This window comes from Kocuria varians (assembly GCF_006539885.1).
GTDB classification, from domain to species: domain Bacteria; phylum Actinomycetota; class Actinomycetes; order Actinomycetales; family Micrococcaceae; genus Kocuria; species Kocuria varians.
Window position 1 is genome coordinate 17801 of record NZ_BJNW01000008.1, and the last position, 20360, is coordinate 38160.

Here is a 20360-nt window from a genome sequence, read left to right on the forward strand (position 1 = left end):
TCGTAGGATAAGTGGTCAGGCCACAGTGGTCCGACCACACAGCGTACATGATCCAGGTCACACGATTAAGGCATGGCGCCCGGTGATTCGTGAGATGACGAGCGCGTCCGGCGGATGTCCGCGGCAGCGTGCGCGCATTGTTGTGATCCGGTTCACGGGCGTAGCCTGGCCTGGACGCAGAGATGGACCGAGGCAGACGATGACCAGAGCAGACGGTTGGGAGACCACAACATGAGAATCGCGCTCTTCGCCACGTGCATTGTGGATGCCATGTATCCGAAGGTGGCCCTGGCCACCGTGCGGATTCTGGAGCGGCTGGGACACGAGGTGGTGTTTCCCCAGGGGCAGGGCTGCTGCTCCCAGATGCACATCAACAGCGGGTACTTCGAGGACGCCGTTCCCGTGATCCGCAACCATGTCCGGGCCTTCACCAGCACGGACTACGACGTCGCCGTGGCGCCCTCCGGCTCGTGCGTCGCCTCCCTGGGCCACCAGCAGCCGCTGGTCGCGCGGCAGTGCGGGGACGCCGCGCTCGCCGATGACGCGGCCATGGTTGCGGAGAACACCTACGAACTCTCGGAGCTGCTCGTGGACGTGCTCGGCGTGACCGACTCGGCCGCCCAGCTGGGCTCCTGGTTCCCCCACCCCGTCACCTACCACCCGTCCTGCCACGGCATGCGCCTGCTCGGGCTCGGGGACCGCCAGAAGGACCTCGTGCGCTCCGTGGAGGAGATCGAGTTCCACGAGTTGCCGGACGCCGAGGAGTGCTGCGGCTTCGGCGGCACCTTCTCCTTCAAGAACCCGGACGTCTCCGGCGCCATGGCGGATGAAAAGCTGCGCAACATCGTGGACGCCGGTGCCTCCCTGTGCACCGGCGGGGACGCCTCCTGTCTCATGCACCTGGGCGGAGCCGCCTCCAAGCGGAAGCTGGACGTGCAGACGGTCCACTTCGCGGAGATCCTCGCGTCCACCCGCGCCAACCCGTTGATCGTGGACGGGCCCGTGGAACTGTCCATCCCCCAGCCCGGCCGCCGGTCGGCAGCCCCGGTAGGAGCCACCCGATGAGTATCACGTCCCTGGGCATGCCCGCCGTGCGCCCCGTCCACGGCCAGGGCAACCTTCACGCTCAGGTGGCCTTCCCACAGGCCGCCAAGAAAGAGCTGCAGAACGAGCAGATGCGCGCCAACATCCGGCACGCCACCCACTCCATCCGCGCCAAGCGCGCGAGAGTGGTGGGCGAGGTCCCCGACTGGCAGGCGCTACGCGACACAGGGTCCGCGACCAAGGAAATGGTCATGGCGCACCTTCCCGAGCTGCTCGAGGAGTTCGAGCGCAACTTCACCGCGCAGGGCGGCGTCGTCCACTGGGCGCGGGATGCGGACGAGGCCAACGCCATCGTGACGAGCCTGATCCAGGAGCAGGAGGTCACGGACGTCATCAAGGTCAAGTCCATGGCCACCCAGGAGATCGGGCTGAACGAGCACCTGCAGGAGCACGGCATCTCCGCCACGGAGACGGACCTCGCCGAGCTGATTGTGCAGCTGGGCAAGGACAAGCCCTCTCACATCCTGGTCCCCGCCATCCACAAGAACCGCGAGGAGATCCGCGAGATCTTCCGCAGCGAGATGACCGAGATCACGGACGAGCTCACGAGCGAGCCGCGCGTGCTGGCCGAGGCGGCCCGAAAGCACCTGCGCGAGAAGTTCCTGACCTCCAAGGTCGCGATCTCCGGAGCGAACTTCGGCATCGCGGACACGGGAACGCTGTCCGTGGTGGAGTCCGAGGGCAACGGCCGCATGTGCCTCACCCTGCCCGAGACGCTGATCACGGTGATGGGTATCGAGAAGCTGCTGCCCAGCTACGAGGACCTCGAGGTCTTCTTCCAGCTGCTTCCGCGCTCCTCCACCGGTGAGCGCATGAATCCGTACACCTCCCTGTGGACCGGTGTCACCCCCGGCGACGGGCCCCAGAACGTGCACGTGGTGCTGCTGGACAACGGCCGCTCGGCGGTGCTCTCGGATCCCGAGGGACGCTCCGCGCTGCACTGCATCCGCTGCTCGGCGTGCCTGAACGTGTGCCCGGTGTACGAGCAGGTCGGCGGCCACGCCTACGGCTCCACCTACCCGGGGCCCATCGGCGCGATCCTCTCCCCGATGCTCACCGGCATCACCTCCGAGGAGAACGCCTCCCTGCCCTATGCCTCCACCTTGTGCGGGGCCTGCTACCAGGTGTGTCCCGTGAAGATCAACATCCCCGAGATCCTCGTGCACCTGCGGGACGAGGACGTCCGCACGCAGCACGGGGAGCGCACGGACGTGGCCGCCTCAGCGCCCACCTCGACGGATCCCGCGATCACCGCGGGGGACGAGTGGCGCGAGGAGAAGTCCCTCACCGCGGACGAGGGCAACGGCGGACAGGACGGCGCGCCCGAAGAAGGGACGCTCAAGGACCTCTCCACGAAAGCGCGGCGCGTCGGCCGCCGGATGCGCGATGCCGTTCCCACGCGCGGGCTGCCCACGCAGATGGACGCGATGATGAAGGGTGCGTCCTTCGTGATGTCCTCGGGTCAGCGCATGTCCCTGGCCGAACGCGCCCTGCCTCTGGGCCGCGTGGTAGCGGGACGGGACCACGCGATCGGCTGGCTCCCCGGCATGCTGGGTGGCTGGACCCAGCAGCGTGACGTCCCCGCGCCGCCCAAGGAGTCCTTCCGCAACTGGTGGAAGAAGCACGAGGACGAGACGGCCCAGCGTCTGGATCGGGACGGCGCGACGCTTGACGCCCGGGCGGAGGTGCCCGGGTCGGATCGCTCCGCGCCCGCGGATGGCAGTGCAGCCGACCAGGGCGTTGCGTCCAGCCGGGGCAGTGCCGCCGGTAAGAGCAGTGCCGCTGGTGGTGGGTCCGCCGGTGGGGAGTCCTCCGGGGTTTCCGGAGCGAGAGCGGACGACGTCGCCGGGGGAGTCTCGGAGGCGAACGCCGACCCCACCGAGCACAACGACCGGAACGCCGGGCGACGCACGGAAGAGAACGGGGAGCAGGCATGAGCACGGACGCCAAGACCGAGATCCTGGAGCGGCTCGCGGGCGCGCTCTCGGACCATCCGCAGGCACCCGAAATCCCTCGGGCCTACCGGCGGCACTCCGAGCTGAGCCGCGAGGAGATCGTGGACATGCTCGAGGACCGGCTGCTGGACTACAAGGCCAACGTGTTCCGCGAGAGCGCGGAGACCGTGGCCGAGCGGATTGCCACCCAGCTCGGTGCGTCTGCCCGCTACGTGATCCCGGAGGGCTTCGACACCGCCCTGCTGCCCGAGGACACCGCCGCGCGCCGCGTGATCGTGGACCCCAACGACTCCCGCCGTGCCTCCGCGCTGTCCGTGCGGGAGCTGAACCGGGTGGACGCCGTGGTGACCTCCTCCACGGTCTCCTGCGCCCAGACGGGGACCATCTTCCTGTCCGGCCGCCCGGACGAGGGACGCCGCGCCATCACGCTCGTGCCGGACCACCACATCTGCATCGTGCCGCTGGACACCGTGTTCGAGCTGATCCCGGAGGCCATCGCCCGGGTGGAGCCCACCGCTCCCACCACCATGATCTCGGGGCCGTCCGCAACCTCGGACATCGAGCTCGAGCGCGTGGAGGGCGTGCACGGCCCGCGCACCCTGGACGTGATCCTGCTGGGCTGACCGGGCAGGCGCGAACGTCAAGTGCAGCTAACGCCATCTACCCATCGGTAGGTGGCGTTAGCTGCACTTAGAACTGCTCTCGCGGGTGGCTCGGAGCCGTTCTCCTTGTCGGAGCGACCGCGGGCGGCGGGGTCAGTAGCGGGGGAGGTTCGGTGCCACTGCGTCGATCCAGGCGAGGACGCCGCCGTCCAGGTGTTTCACGCGGTCCTCGCGCATCGCGTAGTCCGGGCGCAACGCCGCCAGGGCACGGGCGGAGCGGACCCCGGCCTTGCAGTGCAGGATCACGTCCCCCTCGGTCCCGGCGGGCAGCGCACGCGCACCGTCGGCAAGCAGCCGTTCCAGCGGGACCGGAACCGCTCCCGGGATGGAGACGAGCTCGCGCTCCCAGTCGTCCCGCACGTCCACGAGCGTGAACGCGGTCTCCCCGCGCTCCCGAGCGGCCAGCAGGAGGGCCAGTTCTTCCGCCTCCACGGTCTCGGCGGCGCTCGGCGCGGCGGGGTCGGTGGCGGATGGGGCCGCGGCCCCGGGCCCGGAGGCCGACGCCGCGGCGTCGCCGGGGGAGGGGATACCGCACGCCACCAGGACCTCCGAGAGGTCCGTGACCGGCTCCCGCGCGGGGTCCGGCAGCACGGTGAGGGTGCGCCAGGTCTGGGCGAGGGCGTCGTGGACGAGGACCCGGCCCACGAGCGGATCGCCCATGCCGGTCAGGAGCTTCAGCGCCTCCGTGGCCATGACCGAGCCGATGGTCGCCGGCAGGACGCCCAGCACACCGCCCTCCGCGCACGAGGGCACGGAACCGGCCGGGGGCGCCTCCGGGTAGAGGTCGCGGTAGACGGGACCGTGGCCGGCCCAGAACACCGAGACCTGGCCGTCGAAGCGCAGGATGGAGCCCCACACCACCGGGATGCCGGTGAGCTCCGCGGCGTCCGCCACGAGGTAGCGGGTGGGGAAGTTGTCGGCGCCGTCCAGCACGAGGTCGTACTGCCCGAGGACCTCCAGGGCGTTCTCGGGACTCAGCCGTGTCTCGTGCGTGCGCACCGTGACGAGCGGGTTCAGGCGTGCCACGGCGTCCGCGGCGGAGTCCACCTTGGGTCGTCCCACGTCCTGCACCGTGTGGATCACCTGGCGCTGCAGGTTAGAGACGGAGACGACGTCGTCGTCCACGATCCCGAGGGTCCCCACCCCGGCCGCGGCGAGGTACTGCAGGGCCGGTGCCCCCAGGCCCCCGGCGCCGACCACGAGCACGCGGGCGTTCTTGAGCCTGCGCTGCCCCTCCGGACCGAACCGGTCCAGCGTGAGGTGACGGGAGTAGCGCTCCAGCTCCTCCCGGGTCAGGGGCTCGCCCGGCGTCACGAGGGGCTCGAAGCGTGAGGTGGACGTCATCGGGTGGTGCTCCCACCCGCGGCGGGGTGGTCTCCGCGCCGCGCGGGCCAGTCGCCCCGCGGTGTCTCGGCGTCCGCCGGAGCGATGCGCCCGGCCATCGGGGAGGAGGCCACGGCATGCGTGCGCGGCGCGATGCGTCCCGCACCGCGCGCGAGGCGCCCCGCCTGCACCGCGTGGCGCATCGCGTGGGCCATGGCCACCGGGTCCTGCGCGCGGGTCACGGCGGAGGCGAGCAGCACGGCGTCGCACCCCAGCTCCATGGCCAGGGCCGCCTCCGAGGCGGTGCCGATCCCGGCGTCGAGCACCACCGGCACGGAGGCACGGGAGGCGATGAGCTCGATGTTGTGCGGGTTGAGGATGCCCAGTCCCGTGCCGATGGGCGCGCCGAGCGGCATCACCGCGGCGGCACCGGCGTCCTCGAGGCGCAGTGCGAGAACGGGGTCGTCCGTGGTGTATGCGAAGACCGTGAAGCCTCGGCGCACGAGCTTCTCGGTGGCGTCCAGCAGCTCCACGCCGTCCGGCAGCAGGGTGTCCTCGTCCGCGATGACCTCGAGCTTGACCCAGTCGGTCTCGAGCGCCTCGCGCCCCAGCTCCGCGGTCAGCAGGGCGTCCCGCGCGGTGTAGCACCCGGCGGTGTTGGGCAGGACGCGGATGCCGTTGCGGTGCAGGATCCCGTACAGGCTGTCCTGAGGAGCCCCGGCCCCGGCGGAGCCAGCGGCACCGGCCGACGACGCCGCCGCGTTGCCCGCTCGGCCGCCCGCCGTCGCGTCCTCCGCCGGGTGCCCTGCGACCGTGCCGCCCGAGTGCGACCGTGGGCCCGGCGTGAAGCGGCGCAGGGCAACCGTGGTCAGCTCGGTGCCGGAGGCCGTCAGTGCGCGTTCGAGCATTGCGAGGTCCGTGAGCCCGCCGGTGCCCATGATGAGCCGGGAGCCGAGCTCCACCCCCGCCACGGTGAACGGGGTGTCGTGTGCCTGGTGGTCCGTCACGGTCAGCCTCCCTGGACCGCGGTGACGATCTCCACGCCCTGGCCCGCGGTGACCGGGGTGGTAGCCCACAGGGACCGGGGGACCACGGCGTCGTCCACGGCCACCGCGATGCCCAGGGGCGCGCCGTCCGCGGAGGTGCCCCGCGCGGTGAGTTCGCGGCCCGTGAGCTCCGAGACCATGTCCCTCAGCGTGAGCCCCTCGCGCACCGGCACGGGCGAACCGTTCACGGTGGCAGTGGGGGTGGAAGAGGTGCCGGGCCCCGGGGAGGGCGCGGGCGGCGTCGTCGTGGGGTCCGTGGTCATGCGAGTCCTCCCGGGAAGTGGTCGCGGTCGGGTGTGCCGGTCTCCGCCCGCGAGTGGCGGGCGGGCGCGGTCGAGACGAGGAACTCTCCGTCCAGCGCATGGTCCTGCTGCGGATCCAGGATGCCGGTCACGAGCTCCGCGACCAGGCGCGAGGCTACAGGGGTCAGCAGGATGCCGTGGCGGAAGTGGCCCGTGCTGACCACGAGTCCGGCCACGGAGGTGCGGCCCAGGTAGGGGAGGTCGTCCGGGGTGCCGGGTCTGGCGCGGGCCATCATCTCGAGGACGTCGCAGTCGTCGATGGCGGGCAGCACGGCGCGGGCGTCGCGCAGCAGCTGGTGCACGCCCCCGGCCAGCACGGACTCCCGGCCGTCCTCGCGGCTGGTGGCGCCGAGCACCAGGGTCTGGTCCTCGCGCGGCACCACGTAGACGGGCCGGCCGAGGACCTGTGCGCGCACCGTGCGGGTCACCAGGTGCTTCTCGCCGGGCGCGAGCACCGAGTCCGGAACGCGCAGCCGCAGGACGTCCCCGAAGACGGGCCGCAGCCGCAGCTCGAGGTCCCGGGGCAGCCCGCCCATGGTGTTGGCGGTCAGCCCGGTGGCCACGACCACGGCGTCCGCGGGCAGCTGCTCGCCCGAGTCCAGGTGCACGCCGGTGACCTGCCGGTGCCCGCCGCGGGTGATGAGCAGGGAGTCGACCCTGCTGGTGAACCACCGGGCGGGACCGGCGTCCGGGACACCGCCCAGGGTCTCGACGGCCGGGGCGTTCAGCGCCTCGACCATGGCGGAGGCCAGCAGCCGCGGGTCCACCTGCCGGTCCGAGACGATCCGCACCGCTCCGGCCAGCCGGGGTGCGAGAGCGGGTTCCAGGGAGCGGGCCTCCCGCACGGAGATCTCCTGGACGTCCATGCCGGAGGCGATCTGGTGGGAGGCGAGGTCCGAGAGGGACCGGGCGTCCGCGGCGTCCGAGGCGACCACGAGGGTCTCCTCCGTGCGGTAGCCGGTGGGCAGTCCGGTGATGGCGGTGACGCGCTGCACGAACGCCGGGTACTCCGCGGCCGAGGCGCGCATGAGGGGGTAGAGGGGTTCCTGGCCGTACTGCGTCTCCGCCACGGGGGCGAGCATCCCGGCGGCGGCCCGGGTGGCGCCCCACGCGGGGCGCGGGTCCACCACGGTCACGGCGGCGCCCCGGCGTTGCAGCTCCACGGCGGTGGCCAGGCCGATCAGACCGGCTCCGGCGACGACGACGTGCTCGGGCACGTTCTCGGACATCTTTCCTCCCTCCGGCGGCATGACCCGCATCAGGTGAACGGTCGGCGGCTCACGCCCTCTCAGCCCGCTGCGGTGGTGCGTGTGACGAGTGCGGGCTCCCGTGGTGCTCCGGGGGTCGGCCACATGTGCCGACCACGAGCAAGTGTGCCCAGTCTAGCTGCGTGCCGCACGGGTGCCCCCGGGGGACTCGCGGTGAGGAGATCGCCCACCGTGCGCGTGCCCCCCCCGGTTCGTGCCACGATGGCGTCATGGCACAGACCGAGAACCCGGGCACGCGACGTCGTGCCGCCCTGCAGGACGCGCGGCTCTACGTGTGCGTCACGGCGCGGCGGGAGCGGGGTGACCTGCGCCAGTTCCTGCACGCCGCCTACGAGGGCGGGGTGGACATCATCCAGCTGCGGGACAAGTCGCTCGAGGCCGCCGCGGAGATCGAGGCCATCGAGGTCCTCGCGGAGGTCGCCCGGGAGCACGGGAAGCTGTTCGCCGTCAACGACCGCGCGGACGTCGCCCTGCTGACCGGCGCGGACGTCTTCCACGTGGGCCAGGGCGATCTCACGACCGCGCAGGCGCGCACGGTGCTGGGCCCGGACGTGGTCCTCGGGCGCTCCTGCCACTCCACGGCGCAGGTGGACGCCGCCGTGGCGGACGACGGTCTGGACTACTTCTGCACCGGGCCCGTGTGGGAGACCCCCACCAAGCCGGGTCGCCCGGCGGTGGGGCTCGAGCTGGCCGAGTACGCGGCGCAGCACGCGCAGCACAAGCCGTTCTTCGCGATCGGCGGGGTCGACGCCGCCCGGCTGCCCGCGGTGCTGGCCACCGGTGCCTCGCGGATCGTGGTGGTCCGGGCGGTCACGGAGGCCGACGACGCCGCCGCGGCGGCCCGCGCGCTGCGCGAGGCCCTGCGCGCCTGAGTTCGGCCTGTGGCGGGCGTTGTTCCGGTCCGTCAGTGGCCGGGGCCGCACTGCCCCGGGTGCTGCTCGCACCACGGGGTGACGCCCGGGAAGTGGCGCCGGTGCTCCGCGACCCAGCGGTAGGCGGCCTCCAGCGCCCGCCCGATGAGCGGCAGGCCGTAGACCCGCTCGGTCACGTGGATGCCGAGCGCAGTGTCCAGCACGACGGCGACGGCGTGCGCCCCGCCGACGGCGTGCCCGCCGACGCCCCATTCCTCGCGGACGGCCCACACAGCGGCGTCGGCCTGCTCCGGCGTGACCCCGAAACGGTCCAGGACCCCCGGGACCTGCGAGGCGTGCAACTCCACCCGGTGGCCACGGTCCAACTTCTGCGCCCAGCCCACGGCGCGGGTGCAGAAGCCGCAGTTGCCGTCGAAGACCACGTGCAGCTGAGCCGTCACAGCAGCACGCTCCCGGTCACGCACACGGTGCACCGGCCGCCCACGAGCACGTCCGCTCCCGAGGACGTGACGGTGACGAGGCCGCGCCGCCCCAGCCGTGTGCCCTGCCGCGCGACGTAGTCGGAGGGTGCGCGACCGGTGCGGATCAGCCACTGGGCGAGGCTCGCGTTGAGGCTGCCCGTGACGGGGTCCTCGTAGCCGCGGGGCCCGGGGACGAAGGCGCGGACCTCGAAGCTGTGGTCCTCGGTCCCGTGGGCGGGGTCTGCCGCCGTGAGGGAGCCGGACGGAAGAGCGCCGGACTCGCCACTGTGGAAGGCGAGTGGGAAAGAACCGGAATCGGGGGAGCCGACAGAACCGGCGGAGTCGTCCTGTGCGGCCTCACGGAGCACCGGGCCCAGGACCCCCACCTTGTGCTCGCCCAGTGCCGGAAACTCGGGCTCGAGATCGAGCACCTCCCGGTCCGAGCGCAGCAGGACCGCGGCCCAGCCGGGACCGTTGTCCACCCACTGGTGGGCCACCACGTCCGCCTCCGAGATGCCGAGTCCGGTGGTGATCGCGCGCAGGACGTCGTCCTCGAGGGGACCCGTGCGCACGGTGGGCGGGGCCTCGAAGGCGAGCGGGGCGGCGTCGTCGTTCCAGGTGGACCCCGGGGCCGAGGACGCGGCGGACGCCTCGGACACGGACGAGGGCGTCGCGGCGGGGGAGCGGTGGATGCGCACGAGGCCCGGGGCGCACTCCTGGACCAGGACGTCCCCGGAGTGCGGGGCGTTGCCGGCGGCGAGCCACGCGCGCGCGGAGCCGAGGGTGGGGTGGCCCGCGAAGGGCAGCTCACCGCTCGGGGTCCAGATGCGCAGCCGGTAGTCGGCCTCGGGCGTGGTGGGCGGCAGGACGAACGTGGTCTCCGAGAGGTTGGTCCAACGTGCGAAGCGGGCCATCTGCTCGTCCGAGAGGTCCGTGCCGTCCAGCACCACGGCCACGGGGTTGCCGAGGTACGGCTCGGCGGAGAACACGTCCACCTGTGCGAAGGGGCGGGGGCGGGAGGTCATGGGCACGATTCCACCACACCGTCACGGCGGGCGGGAGGTCTCCGTGGCGACTCTCACGGACGGCGGCAGCGGAGGGAGAAGGCCCGTCTGGATGGTGCCGGGGCATGAAAAAATCCCCTTGCTCCGGTTGCGGAGGAGCAAGGGGATTTCGGTCGGGATGACAGGATTTGAACCTGCGACCTCGTCGTCCCGAACGACGCGCGCTACCAAGCTGCGCCACATCCCGCTGTCGCACGGAGAACCTCCGCGAACAACTGCTCCAGCATAGCGTCAGGAATCCGGGAATGTGAAATCTCCCGAACCCTGCAACGGCGCGTGGCTGCCGAGTTCCCGCCCCCGTCAGCGCGTGACCCGCTCCAGGATCTGCAGCACGTGCTCGTAGGGGCGGCCGGTGGCCTCCGTGAGGGCCTGCTCGCACGTGCGGTTGAGGGAGGCGTAGGCCCCGAAGTCGCCGGAGCGGATCTCCGCGGCCTCCCGCGCGGTGGCCGAAGCGGTGAGCTCGGGGTGCAGCATCCCGCGGTCCCCGGCGTAGCCGCAGCAGCCCCAGGACACCGGCACAGTGACGTCCTCGGCGCACGCGTGGGCCACCCGTAGCAGGTCCTCGGTGATCCCCAGGTGCACGGAGGAGCACGTGGGGTGCAGCGCCAGGGAGTCGATGCGCGCGTCCTGCGGCAGCCGGGGCACCACGTGCTCGGCGGTGAACGTCACGGCGTCCACGAACGTCAGGCCCGAGTACCGGGGGTGCTCCCGGGCATGCTCCCGCATGGTCTCCAGCCCCTCGGTGCACGAGGAGGCATCGCACACCACCGGCAGCCGCCCCGCGTCCGTGGCCCGCCACAGCAGCTCGAGCGTCCGCTCGCTCATGATGGCGTAGCCGGTGGGCAGGCCCTTGGACTTCCACGGGGTGCCGCAGCACGCGGAGTCGATCCCCTCGGGGACGTGCAGCCGGAACCCGGCCCGTTCGCACACCGCGAGGAACGCCTCGGACGTGGACGGTCCCTCGCCCTGGACCGTGCCGAAAATCGCGCCGATGCAGGCCGGGAAGAAGACGGCGTCCGGCGCGGCACCGGGGCGAGCGGGCGGTGTCGTCAACCGGGAGCGGCGGCTGCCGCCGGCCGGCAGCTCGGGGCTGTAGGCGGGGACCGCATCCGCGCCGAGCGCCGCGCGGGCGAGCCGGGTCGCGGAGACGGGCAGCGCGGTGGGCAGGTGCGAGGCGAGCGTGAGCGCGAAGGCGGCCCCCGCGGACGTCGCCGCCCAGGACCGGGCCGCCGCGCCCCACGCGAGGTCCGCGACCTTCGAGTGGTTCTCCGCGCGCAGGCGCCGCACCAGGTCCCCGGTGTTGATGTGCACGGGGCACGCGGTCACGCACATGCCGTCCACCGCGCACGTCTGCAGCCCGGCGTAGTCGTACTCCCGGCGCAGCCGCGCGGCGAGCTCGGTGTTGCCGTCCGCCTCCGCCCGCGCGATCTCCCGGCGCCCGACGATGCGCTGGCGCGGCGTGAGCGTGAGGTCCTGCGAGGGGCACACCGGCTCGCAGTAGCCGCACTCCACGCAGCGGTCCACCTCGGACTCCACCGGTGGTGCGGTTTTCAGGTCGCGCAGGTACGAGCGGGGGTCGTCGCTGAGGACCACGCCCGGGTTGAAGCGCAGGTCCGGGTCGATCAGGGTCTTCAGCTCGCACATGACCTCGTAGAGCTCGTCCCCGTACTGCCGCCGGACGAACGGCGCCATGATGCGCCCCGTGCCGTGCTCGGCCTTGAGCGAGCCGCCGCGGCCCAGCACCAGGTCCACCATCTCCTCGGTGAACCGTTCGTAGCGTTCGAGCTGCCGTGGGTCGTCGAACTGCTCGTTGAGCATGAAGTGGACGTTGCCGTCCTTGGCGTGGCCGAAGATCACGGAGTCGCGGTAGCCGTGGGCGTCGAAGAGCCCGGTCAGCTCCTCGCACGTGCCGCCCAGCTGCTCCACGGGGACCACCACGTCCTCGAGCAGCGCGTTGGTGCCCTGCGGCCGGTTGCCGGCAACGGTGGTGTACAGGCCCTTGCGCACGGTCCACAGGCTCGCGCGCTCCGCGGCGTCCGTGGTCAGGGAGACGGGGCCCGTGAGGTCCAGGGTGTCGAAGGTCGCCGCCGCCGCCCGCCCCAGGTCTTGCACCGCCTCCGCGGTGTCCCCCTGGTACTCCACGAGCAGCGCGGCCTGCTGCTCCACCGGGATGTCCATGATGGCGGGCGGAGCCAGGCCGGTGCGCTGCGAGACGGCCAGGGAGGTGGCGTCGAGCAGCTCGAGGGTGGCGCAGCGGGAGCCGACGAGCTCCGGGACCGCGTTCGTGGCCGCGACCACCGTGGGGAACACGAGCAGGCCCGTGGCCACGTGCGGGTGGACCGGGACCGTGCGCAGCGTGGCGCTCGCCACGAACCCGAGGGTGCCCTCCGAGCCGATCATCAGGTGCTCGAGGATCCGCACCGGGTCCTCGTGGTCCAGGAACGTGTTGAGCCCGTAGCCCATGGTGTTCTTCATGGCGAACAGGCGCTCGACGGTCCGCACGGACTCGCGGTTGCTCCGGACACGGTCCCGCAACCGCAGCAGGCCGTGGAACAGCTCGGGCTCCCGGGCGCGCAGCTGCTGCTCGGCGTCCGGGGCGGCGGTGTCCAGCACCGTGCCGGAGGGCAGCACGAGCACCATGGACTCCAGGGTCCGGTACGTGTTGAACTCCGTGCCGCAGGCCATCCCGGAGGAGTTGTTGGCGACGACGCCGCCGACCGTGCACGCGGTCTCGCTCGCCGGGTCCGGGCCGAGCGACCTGCCGTGCGGTGCCAGCCGGGCGTTGACCTGCCGGACGGTGACGCCCGGCGCCACACGCACGCGGGCGCCGTCGTCGAGCACCTCCACACCCTTGAAGTGGCGCCGCACGTCCACGAGGAGCTGGTCCGTGACCGCCTGCCCGGACAGGGACGTGCCGCCCGAGCGCAGGGTGAGGTCCGCGCCGTGGGCCGCGGCTGCGGCGAAGATGTGCCCCACCTCGGTCTCGTCGCGCGGGCGCAGCACCGCCGCCGGGTCCATCAGGTAGTGGGACGCGTCGTGCGCGACCGCCCGCCGCTCGAGCTCGCTGCGGACGACGACGCCGCTGCCGCACTCCCGCTCGACGCGCCGGACCGCGCGCGCCGCGGGGGAGTCGGGAGCGTCCGTGGTGGACGCGGGAAGGGTGCCGGACGGTGTCATGAGTGGACCTCAGTCTGTGAGCGTGACCAGGACTGCCTGGGGCGGGCAGAACAGGCGCACGGGTGCGAAGCGGGACTCGCCGAGCCCCTGCGAGATGTTGACGGGCACACCGCGGTGGTGGATGAGCCCCTTGCAGATGGCGGGGTCCAGGTCGCAGTTGCTCACCAGGGCCCGGCCGCCCGGCAGGCAGACCTGCCCGCCGTGGGTGTGGCCCGCGAAGACGATGTCCGCGCCGTCCGCCGCGAAGCGGTCCAGGGTGCGCACGTACGGGGCGTGGGCCACGCCGATCCGCACGGCCGCGGGCGATTTCTGGTCCGCGGGGAAACCCGGGTGGCGGTCGTAGCGCAGATGGGGGTCGTCCACGCCAGAGAAGTCTACCACCGTGCCGGCCACCTCAATCCGCCGCGCGCGGTTGATGAGGTCCGTCCAGCCGTGCTCGTCGAACGCGCGGTGCATCTGCGCGGTGGGCAGCAGCACGGGCTCGTCGCCGTCGCCGCCGTTGTCCCCGCTGCGTTCCCCGGCCGTGGTGCGCCACAGGTAGCGGAAGGGGTTCTTGGGCTGCGGCGCGAAGTAGCAGTTGGACCCCGGCACGTAGACGCCCGGGAACGCGAAGAGCGGCTCCAGGATCTCCAGCAGGTACGGCAGGGCCCGCAGGTGGGAGAGGTTGTCGCCGGTGTCCACCACCAGGTCCGGCTCCAGGGCCGCCAGGGAGTGCACGAAGCGCTTCTTGGCCTCCTGGCCCGGCACGGTGTGCAGGTCCGAGAGGTGCAGGAGGCGCAGCGGCCGGGAGCCGGCGGGCAGCACCCGCACGGTCTCCTGGCGCAGCTGGAAGCGCCGACGCTCGCCGAGCACAGCCCACCCGAGGGTTCCGGCACCGGCCGCGAACAGGCCCGCCCCGGCCGCGGCGAGGGTTCGCACGGCCGGGGCGGGCCCGGAGTCCACGGTCTCCACTACTTGTTGGCGGACAGGACGCTGGCCGGGGGCTCGGAGAACGCCGAGGTGTCGTAGTTCGGCGCGACCTCCTTCATGTAGTTCTGCCACTGCCCACCGGCGTACGTGGCGCCGTCCACCCACGTGGTGCCGGAGCCGCCGGAACGGCCGCCGATGTTCAGGCCGTTCAGGGAGCGCGAACCGTACTGGTAGTTGCCCACCCAGGAGGCGGTGGCGAGACCCTTGGTGTAGCCGAGCATCCACGTCTGGGTGGAGTTGTCGGTGGTGCCCGTCTTGGCCGCGGAGGCGTTGGGCAGACCGATCGAGCGCTGGTAGCCGGAACCTCTCACGAGCACCTGCTGGAGCACGTAGTTCACACCCTGGGCGACCTCCTTCTTGATGACCTGCTTGCAGGAGTCGCCGGGGACGTCGTACGTCTTGCCCTGGGCGTCCACCACCTTGGTCACCGCGCGGGGCTCGCACATCCTGCCGTCGTTCGCGAAGGCCGAGAACGCGCGGGCCATGGTCATGGGGGCGATGTCCGCCGAACCACCGAGCAGCGAGGAGAGAACGGTCGTGTCCACGGGGTCGCCGGTCTTGCCGTCGTGGATGCCCAGCGCCTTGGTGAGCTCGCCGATCTGGCACAGGTCAAGGTCAGCCGCCATGGCGTACAGCGCCGAGTTGATGGAGTTGTAGATGCCGTAGTCCACGTCCATGACCTTCTGGTACCCCTCCTCGGCGTTCTGGAAGGTCAGGCCGTTGCCGTCCTTGCCCGGCTCGATCTTGTACCCGTTGGGAAGACAGGACGCCTTCCACCGGTAGTCCGCCGGGTAGCTGAGCCTGCGGGCGTCGATGCTCGCCTTCACGCCCTTGCCCGCGTTGATCCACTGGGCGAGTGTGAACGGCTTGAACGTGGAGCCCACCTGGAAGCCGCCGGCGCCACCCATGGACGTGTCCACGTTGAAGTTGTAGGTGGTGTTGGCCGCACCCTCCGCCGCGGAGTAGTTGGTGTTCTGCGCCATGGACACGATGTGCCCGTTGCTGGGCTCCAGGGAGATCAGGGACGTGGAGACGCTGTCCGGGTTGTTGTCCTTGGGCTGCGTCTGGTTGACCTGGGTGTCCGCCGCCTTCTGGGCCTTGGGGTCCAGCGTGGTGCTGATGGTCAGACCGCCGCGCTGCAGCGTGGCCAGGCGCTCCTCCGGCGTCTTGCCATAGGCGTCCGACTGCATGACCTCGTTCTCCACGTAGTCGCAGAAGTACGGGGCGGTCTTCGCCGCCGAGCAGCCGGAGCTCGTGGTGTGGATGTCCAGGTTCATCGGCTCGTTGGCCGCCTTGTCCGCCTCCGCGCGGGTGATGGCACCGGTCTGGACCATGGTGTCCAGCACCAGGTTGCGACGCTGCGTGGACAGTTCGGGGTTGACCTGCGGGTTGTAGGTGTTGGGGGACTGCACCATGCCCGCCAGGGTCGCGGACTGGGCGACGCTGAGCTGGGAGGCGTGGATGCCCCAGAAGTACTGCGAGGCGGCCTCGACCCCGTAGTTGGACCCACCGAAGAGCACGATGTTGAGGTAGCCCTCGAGGATCTCGTCCTTGGACTTCTCCTGCTCCATGGACAGCGCGAGCTTCATCTCCTTGATCTTGTCCACCACGCCCTTGTCGGCGCCGATGGTGCTGGCCTTCTCGCCGTTGCGGACCTGCTGGTCGATCAGGAGGTTGTTCACGTACTGCTGGGTGATCGTGGAGGCGCCCTGGCGGTTGTTGGGCCGCAGCAGGTTGTTGCCGATCGCGCGCACGATGCCCCACGGGTCCACGGCACCGTGCTCGTAGAAGGTGCGGTCCTCGATGGACAGCAGCGCGTTGCGCATGTTGGGGGAGATCTTGTCCAGCGGGACCGGGTCCCGGTTCTGGGCGAAGAACGTGGCGATCTGGGAGCCGTCCTTCGCGACCACGGTGGAGGCGCGGGACAGCGGTCCCGTCTCCATGTCCGCGGGCAGGGACTTGAACCAGCCGATGGACGCGTTGGCAGCGAGCCCGGCTGCCGCGGCGGGGGGGACCAGCAGGCCGGCCGCGACCACGCCGGCGACGACTGCAACGGCGATGAACGCCACCACGTTGCCCAGTACCGACGTGGGCTCCGAGCCCGAGTTGTTGCGTGATGCCATTGCGCCAGTGTACAAGCCGGGGCTGGGTGGGGCGCGGCATCCGGGGCCACCGCGAGGCTGTGATCTCCCCGGACGGCGGCCCGCGCGTTCTGCGGCCCCGGACAGTAGTGTGGTGGCCATGACCACTTGGGAATACGCAACCGTTCCGCTGATGATCCACGCCACGAAGCAGATCCTCGACAACTGGGGTGACGACGGCTGGGAGCTCGTGACCGTCCTGCCCGGCACGCAGGCCGCCGACACCCCCGCCGGCAACGTCAACGCCCCCACGCAGACCAACCCGATCGCCTACTTCAAGCGCCCCAAGAACTGACGGCGCGGCAGGAGCCACACCATGAGTGACAGCTACGAGGACCGGCTCGCGGAGCTCGGACTGCAGCTTCCGGAGGTCGCCGCGCCGTTGGCGGCCTACGCGCCGGCCGTGACGAGCGGGAACCACGTGTACACCGCGGGTCAGCTCCCGCTGGTCTCGGGCGCGCTGCTCGAGACGGGCGTGGTGGCCGAGTCCGGGGAGCCGGGCACGGTCTCCCCGCAGCGGGCCGCCGCGCTGGCCGAGCGCTGCGCGTTGAACGCGCTGGCCGCGGTGAAGTCCCGGATCGGGCAGCTGGAGCGGATCCGGCGCATTGTGAAGGTGACCGGTTTCGTGGCCTCCGCACCGGACTTCTACGGCCAGCCGGCCGTGGTGGACGGTGCCTCCGCGCTGCTGGGGCGTGTCTTCGGCGACGCCGGTGAGCACGCCCGCTCCGCCGTGGGCGTGAGTGTGCTGCCGCTGAACTCCCCGGTGGAGGTCGAGCTGATCGTCGAGTTCGCCTGAGCATGGGTGCGGCGGCACAGGGGGAGCGGATCTTCGCGATCCCCCCGTCCTACAGCAAGGCGGCCCGCGCCTGGATGGAGCGCGGGCTGGGGCTGCATGCCGCCACGCCTCGGCGGGGGGCCGCCACCGTCTTCGTCCGCGACGGCGACAACGGCGTGGAGACCCTGATGATCCACCGCCCGGGGCGACAGTCCATGGGCACCCTCTCGTTCCCCGGCGGAATCACGGAGCCGAGCGACGACGAGCCCCTGGACTGGCGCGGCCCCAGCTCCCCCCAGTGGGCGCACAAGCTGCTCTCCGAGGACATCGGCCAGGCCCGACGCAGCGTGGTCACCGCCGCGCGCAAGACGTTCGTGGAGACCGGCATCCTCTTCGCGGGCGCGCCCATGCACGGCGTGGCCGAGAACGTGGAGGGTGTGGACTGGATGCGCTCCCGCGAGCAGCTTGCCACGCAGGACCTCTCCTTCGCCGAGCTGCTCGACAAGCGCAGCATGGCCTTCCACAGCGAGTGCCTGCGGCCGCTGTCCCACTGGATGACCTCGGACTTCGTCCACCAGCGCGTGGACCTGCAGTTCTTCGCCGCGGCCGTGCCCGTGGGCCAGAAGGAGTCCCCGCTCGCCACGCAGCGCGACCTTGCCTGGCTGGGCTGGGTGGACGCCCGCACGCTGCTGGAGGACCCGTGGTCCACGGCCGTGCCGGAGCTCTTCCGGGACGAGTCGCAGGACAGCGCCCAGAGCGAGGACCCGTGGCACTTCGACTTCAACGAGCTCACCACGCCCGGCGTGCAGTGCGCGGTGGAGGCCGTGGCCGAGGCGAGCTCCGCCCTGGCGTTCCTGGCCGCCCGGCGGGACCTGCGGGTCAAGGTGCCGCGCCTGGACCTGCGCGATAACGAGCCGGTTCTGGTGCTCGACGCCTGAGCCCCGGTCCGGCTCTCCTGTGCGCCCGATCCGTACCGGCACGGCTCACGGAGCCGACAGGCCCCTGGGCGGGACGGCTGTTGCGACCCCGGCCCGGCAGCAGGGACGACGACGCCCGCGGCACGTGCCGCGGGCGTCGTCGTCGGAAAAGCGCAGTGTGTCAGCGCGAGCGCTGCTTGAGGCGCTGCAGGTCCAGGATGACCACGGCGCGGGCCTCGAGGCGGATCCAGCCGCGCTGCACGAACTCCGCGAGGGCCTTGTTCACGGTCTCGCGGGAGGCGCCGACCAGCTGGGCGAGCTCTTCCTGCGTGAGCTCGTGGGCCACGAGGATGCCGTCCGTGGCGGGGCGCCCGAAGCGGTCCGCGAGGTCCAGCAGGGCCTTGGCCACGCGGCCGGGGACGTCCGAGAACACGAGGTCCGCCAGGTTCTCGTTGGTGCGGCGCAGCCGGCGGGCCAGGGCCTGCAGCAGCTGGGCGGAGACCTCCGGGGAGCGCTGGATGACCTTGCGCAGGTTCTCGTGCTTGAGCCCGGCGAGCCGCGACTCGGAGACCGCGGTGGCGGACGTGGAGCGGGGGCTGGGGTCGAACAGGGCCATCTCGCCGAAGATCTCGCCGGGGCCCATGACGGCCACCAGGTTCTCGCGGCCGTCGCTGGCCGTGCGGCCGAGCTTCATCTTGCCCGAGACGATGAAGTAGAGCTGGTCCCCGGGATCGCCCTCGTAGAAGAGGGTGGCGCCGCGGGAGAGATCCACCTCGGTGATCTCCTCGGTCAGAGCGGCGAACGCCTCGTCGTCCAGGGATGCGAACAGGGGAGCGCGGCGCAGGACGTCTGTATCCAAGGTGTATCTCCTCACCAAAGTCGGGGGCGCCCCTGACGAGGGGCGCGTGCATGCTTACGTCACATCGTAACGAGTTTCACACCCGTCGTGGCTACTCAGGGGTTGTGCCGAGTGTGAACATCCGGGGAAACGCCAGCCCCCGGCACGGTCCGGGCCCTCCCACCGGCAGTGCATGATTTCTCCAGGGCCCCGCCGTATGCTCGTGCCCCACGCGCGACCGATCCCCGCGCGCTTCCCCCACCCGTGAGGACTTTCATGAGCCTGTCCCTGAACCTGCTGGACGTCGTGCTCGTCCTGGTGCTGATCGCCTACCTCGTGGCGGGCTTCCGTCGGGGGTTCTTCCGCTCCTTCGCGGCGCTGGTGGGGCTCGTGCTGGGTGCGGTCGTGGCGTTCTGGGCGGGCCCGGTGGTGGCCGCCTACGTGGACGGCACGTGGCAGGTCCCGGCCGTGCTGCTCACGGTGCTCGTGCTGCTGGGCCTCGGCGAGTACCTGGGTTCCATGCTGGGCAGCATGCTCGCGCGGATCACCGAGAAGACCGGGCTGGGCGTGGTGGACCGCGCGGCTGGTGCGGTGCTCAACGTGGCGGTGGCCGGGATCATCATGTCGCTGCTGGCGTCCCTGGTGGGGCAGATGGGTCTGCCCGCGCTGTCCCAGCAAGTGGCGTCCTCGCAGGTGCTGCGCGGGATCGAGCGGATCACCCCGGAGCCCGTGCGCAACGCCATGACCCAGACCCGCAACGCGGTGAGCGGTTCCCAGGGGATCCGGCAGCTCGACGAGCTGCTCTTCCCCTCCGAGGCCGCCCCGGACCCGAAGGACACCCCGGACACGCAGGTGGTCGCGGACGCCGGCCGGTCGGTCGTGCAGGTCTACGGCACCGCCGCCCAGTGCGCCCAGAACCAGACGGGCTCCGGCTTCGTGGCGCAGGACGGCACGGTGGTCACGAACGCCCACGTGGTGGCCGGGGTGGAGCAGCCGGTGGTCCAGACCCGCGACGGACAGGTCTACCGCGCGGAGACGGTGCAGTACGACGCCGCCTCGGACCTGGCGGTGCTGCGCGTCCCCGGCCTGCCGGAGACCCCCCTGGCTTTGGAAGACGGGGTCTCCCCGGGCGAGGGCGTCTCCTTCGCCGGCTACCCCCTGGGCGGGCCGTACACGCTGCGCGCGGCCACCGTACAGGGCGAGGCCGTGGCCCCCGTGCAGAACGTGACCACTGGGGAGACCCAGACCCGCAGCATCATCCAGTTCGCGGGCAACGTGGAGCAGGGCAACTCCGGTGGGCCGCTGCTCAACGCCTCCGGCCACGTGGTGGGCGTGGTCTTCGCGAAGGCCGTGAAGGACCAGGTGGGCTACGCGATCCCGGTGCAGCGCGTGGGCGAGATCCTCGACGCCGCCGGGGACTCCACGGCGGCCGTCCCGACCGGGCAGTGCGTGGCCGCCTGAGAGCGGCCGGGCACGGCGGCGTCGT

Annotated in this window: 18 protein-coding genes and 1 tRNA gene; 8 read left to right on the top strand and 11 right to left on the bottom strand. The window is 71.7% G+C overall.

Annotated features, from left to right (window positions below; all coding sequences use genetic code 11):
- The first annotated feature begins 231 nt into the window (after positions 1 to 231).
- Genes KVA01_RS05660 through KVA01_RS05670 form a run of 3 tightly spaced genes read left to right on the top strand, consistent with a single transcriptional unit; the run spans position 232 to position 3682 of the window.
- Entirely contained in the window at positions 232 to 1065 is an 834-nt protein-coding gene (locus KVA01_RS05660) for a (Fe-S)-binding protein (protein ID WP_141269275.1), read from the top strand.
- A complete protein-coding gene (locus KVA01_RS05665) occupies positions 1062 to 3041 on the top strand; it encodes a lactate utilization protein B (protein ID WP_141269277.1) in 1980 nt (659 codons plus the stop codon). Before KVA01_RS05660 ends, KVA01_RS05665 begins: the two co-directional genes overlap by 4 nt.
- A complete protein-coding gene (locus KVA01_RS05670) occupies positions 3038 to 3682 on the top strand; it encodes a LutC/YkgG family protein (RefSeq protein ID WP_068467842.1) in 645 nt (214 codons plus the stop codon). Before KVA01_RS05665 ends, KVA01_RS05670 begins: the two co-directional genes overlap by 4 nt.
- 132 nt (positions 3683 to 3814) lie before the next feature.
- On the opposite strand, the gene moeB is transcribed toward KVA01_RS05670, so the two are convergent.
- Genes moeB through thiO form a run of 4 tightly spaced genes read right to left on the bottom strand, consistent with a single transcriptional unit; the run spans position 3815 to position 7744 of the window.
- Positions 3815 to 5065 (bottom strand): molybdopterin-synthase adenylyltransferase MoeB, encoded by a 1251-nt coding sequence (moeB, locus tag KVA01_RS05675; RefSeq protein WP_141269279.1) that lies wholly within the window; start codon positions 5063 to 5065, stop codon positions 3815 to 3817.
- Complete coding sequence (locus KVA01_RS05680) at positions 5062 to 6051, bottom strand: thiazole synthase (RefSeq protein WP_269449165.1); 990 nt, start codon at positions 6049 to 6051, stop codon at positions 5062 to 5064. Before KVA01_RS05680 ends, moeB begins: the two co-directional genes overlap by 4 nt.
- Positions 6052 to 6053: 2 nt before the next feature.
- Positions 6054 to 6353 carry a sulfur carrier protein ThiS gene (gene thiS, locus KVA01_RS13095; RefSeq protein ID WP_141269283.1) on the bottom strand — a complete coding sequence of 100 codons (300 nt, stop codon included), beginning with the start codon at positions 6351 to 6353 and terminating at the stop codon, positions 6054 to 6056.
- Positions 6350 to 7744 (bottom strand): glycine oxidase ThiO, encoded by a 1395-nt coding sequence (gene thiO / locus KVA01_RS05690; protein WP_443093541.1) that lies wholly within the window; start codon positions 7742 to 7744, stop codon positions 6350 to 6352. The genes thiS and thiO overlap by 4 nt, the downstream gene beginning before the upstream one ends.
- 125 nt (positions 7745 to 7869) lie before the next feature.
- Here thiO and thiE point away from each other — a divergent pair, with 125 nt between their 5' ends.
- Entirely contained in the window at positions 7870 to 8532 is a 663-nt protein-coding gene (gene thiE, locus KVA01_RS05695) for a thiamine phosphate synthase (protein ID WP_068467850.1), read from the top strand.
- A 32-nt stretch (positions 8533 to 8564) separates the two neighbouring features.
- Here the strand turns inward: thiE and KVA01_RS05700 are convergent, their stop codons facing one another.
- The 6 genes from KVA01_RS05700 to KVA01_RS05725 form a co-directional block, all read right to left on the bottom strand.
- Complete coding sequence (locus tag KVA01_RS05700) at positions 8565 to 8972, bottom strand: thiol-disulfide oxidoreductase DCC family protein (RefSeq protein ID WP_233438774.1); 408 nt, start codon at positions 8970 to 8972, stop codon at positions 8565 to 8567.
- Positions 8969 to 10018 (bottom strand): PhzF family phenazine biosynthesis protein, encoded by a 1050-nt coding sequence (locus tag KVA01_RS05705; RefSeq protein ID WP_068467852.1) that lies wholly within the window; start codon positions 10016 to 10018, stop codon positions 8969 to 8971. Before KVA01_RS05705 ends, KVA01_RS05700 begins: the two co-directional genes overlap by 4 nt.
- Positions 10019 to 10170: 152 nt before the next feature.
- Positions 10171 to 10244, bottom strand: a tRNA-Pro gene (locus KVA01_RS05710).
- Positions 10245 to 10357: 113 nt separating this feature from the next.
- The gene (locus KVA01_RS05715; RefSeq protein WP_141269287.1) at positions 10358 to 13234 is read right to left on the bottom strand and encodes an FAD-binding and (Fe-S)-binding domain-containing protein; all 2877 of its coding nucleotides are present in this window, start codon (positions 13232 to 13234) and stop codon (positions 10358 to 10360) included.
- A 9-nt stretch (positions 13235 to 13243) separates the two neighbouring features.
- The gene (locus KVA01_RS05720) at positions 13244 to 14176 is read right to left on the bottom strand and encodes a metallophosphoesterase (protein WP_233438775.1); all 933 of its coding nucleotides are present in this window, start codon (positions 14174 to 14176) and stop codon (positions 13244 to 13246) included.
- A gap of 8 nt (positions 14177 to 14184) precedes the next feature.
- A complete protein-coding gene (locus KVA01_RS05725; protein WP_068467856.1) occupies positions 14185 to 16326 on the bottom strand; it encodes a transglycosylase domain-containing protein in 2142 nt (713 codons plus the stop codon).
- Positions 16327 to 16444: 118 nt separating this feature from the next.
- Between KVA01_RS05725 and KVA01_RS05730 the strand changes: the two genes are divergently transcribed.
- From KVA01_RS05730 to KVA01_RS05740, 3 genes are read left to right on the top strand one after another with little or no spacing between them, the layout of a single operon-like run.
- A complete protein-coding gene (locus KVA01_RS05730; protein ID WP_068467954.1) occupies positions 16445 to 16639 on the top strand; it encodes a DUF4177 domain-containing protein in 195 nt (64 codons plus the stop codon).
- A 21-nt stretch (positions 16640 to 16660) separates the two neighbouring features.
- Positions 16661 to 17140, top strand: coding sequence for a RidA family protein (locus KVA01_RS05735; protein WP_068467858.1), 480 nt, complete (start codon positions 16661 to 16663; stop codon positions 17138 to 17140).
- 2 nt (positions 17141 to 17142) lie between these two features.
- Entirely contained in the window at positions 17143 to 18057 is a 915-nt protein-coding gene (locus KVA01_RS05740; RefSeq protein ID WP_068467860.1) for an NUDIX hydrolase, read from the top strand.
- Positions 18058 to 18217: 160 nt separating this feature from the next.
- Here KVA01_RS05740 and KVA01_RS05745 read toward each other — a convergent pair whose 3' ends face one another.
- On the bottom strand, positions 18218 to 18895 hold the full coding sequence (locus tag KVA01_RS05745) for a Crp/Fnr family transcriptional regulator (RefSeq protein WP_068467862.1): 678 nt from the start codon (positions 18893 to 18895) through the stop codon (positions 18218 to 18220).
- 255 nt (positions 18896 to 19150) lie between these two features.
- Between KVA01_RS05745 and KVA01_RS05750 the strand changes: the two genes are divergently transcribed.
- Positions 19151 to 20335: a MarP family serine protease gene (locus tag KVA01_RS05750; protein WP_141269291.1), complete on the top strand. Its 1185-nt coding sequence runs from the start codon at positions 19151 to 19153 to the stop codon at positions 20333 to 20335.
- Positions 20336 to 20360 lie beyond the last annotated feature (25 nt).

Excerpts from the sequence above, each read along its gene's own strand:
- KVA01_RS05735 (WP_068467858.1), top strand. The coding sequence starts at position 16,661 with ATGAGTGACAGCTACGAGGACCGGCTCGCGGAGCTCGGACTGCAGCTT.
- KVA01_RS05740 (WP_068467860.1), top strand. The coding sequence starts at position 17,143 with ATGGGTGCGGCGGCACAGGGGGAGCGGATCTTCGCGATCCCCCCGTCC.
- KVA01_RS05715 (WP_141269287.1), bottom strand. The coding sequence starts at position 13,234 with ATGACACCGTCCGGCACCCTTCCCGCGTCCACCACGGACGCTCCCGAC.
- KVA01_RS05660 (WP_141269275.1), top strand. The coding sequence starts at position 232 with ATGAGAATCGCGCTCTTCGCCACGTGCATTGTGGATGCCATGTATCCG.
- moeB (WP_141269279.1), bottom strand. The coding sequence starts at position 5,065 with ATGACGTCCACCTCACGCTTCGAGCCCCTCGTGACGCCGGGCGAGCCC.
- KVA01_RS05725 (WP_068467856.1), bottom strand. The coding sequence starts at position 16,326 with ATGGCATCACGCAACAACTCGGGCTCGGAGCCCACGTCGGTACTGGGC.
- KVA01_RS05730 (WP_068467954.1), top strand. The coding sequence starts at position 16,445 with ATGACCACTTGGGAATACGCAACCGTTCCGCTGATGATCCACGCCACG.
- KVA01_RS05750 (WP_141269291.1), top strand. The coding sequence starts at position 19,151 with ATGAGCCTGTCCCTGAACCTGCTGGACGTCGTGCTCGTCCTGGTGCTG.
- KVA01_RS05705 (WP_068467852.1), bottom strand. The coding sequence starts at position 10,018 with ATGACCTCCCGCCCCCGCCCCTTCGCACAGGTGGACGTGTTCTCCGCC.
- KVA01_RS05665 (WP_141269277.1), top strand. The coding sequence starts at position 1,062 with ATGAGTATCACGTCCCTGGGCATGCCCGCCGTGCGCCCCGTCCACGGC.
- thiE (WP_068467850.1), top strand. The coding sequence starts at position 7,870 with ATGGCACAGACCGAGAACCCGGGCACGCGACGTCGTGCCGCCCTGCAG.
- KVA01_RS05670 (WP_068467842.1), top strand. The coding sequence starts at position 3,038 with ATGAGCACGGACGCCAAGACCGAGATCCTGGAGCGGCTCGCGGGCGCG.
- thiS (WP_141269283.1), bottom strand. The coding sequence starts at position 6,353 with ATGACCACGGACCCCACGACGACGCCGCCCGCGCCCTCCCCGGGGCCC.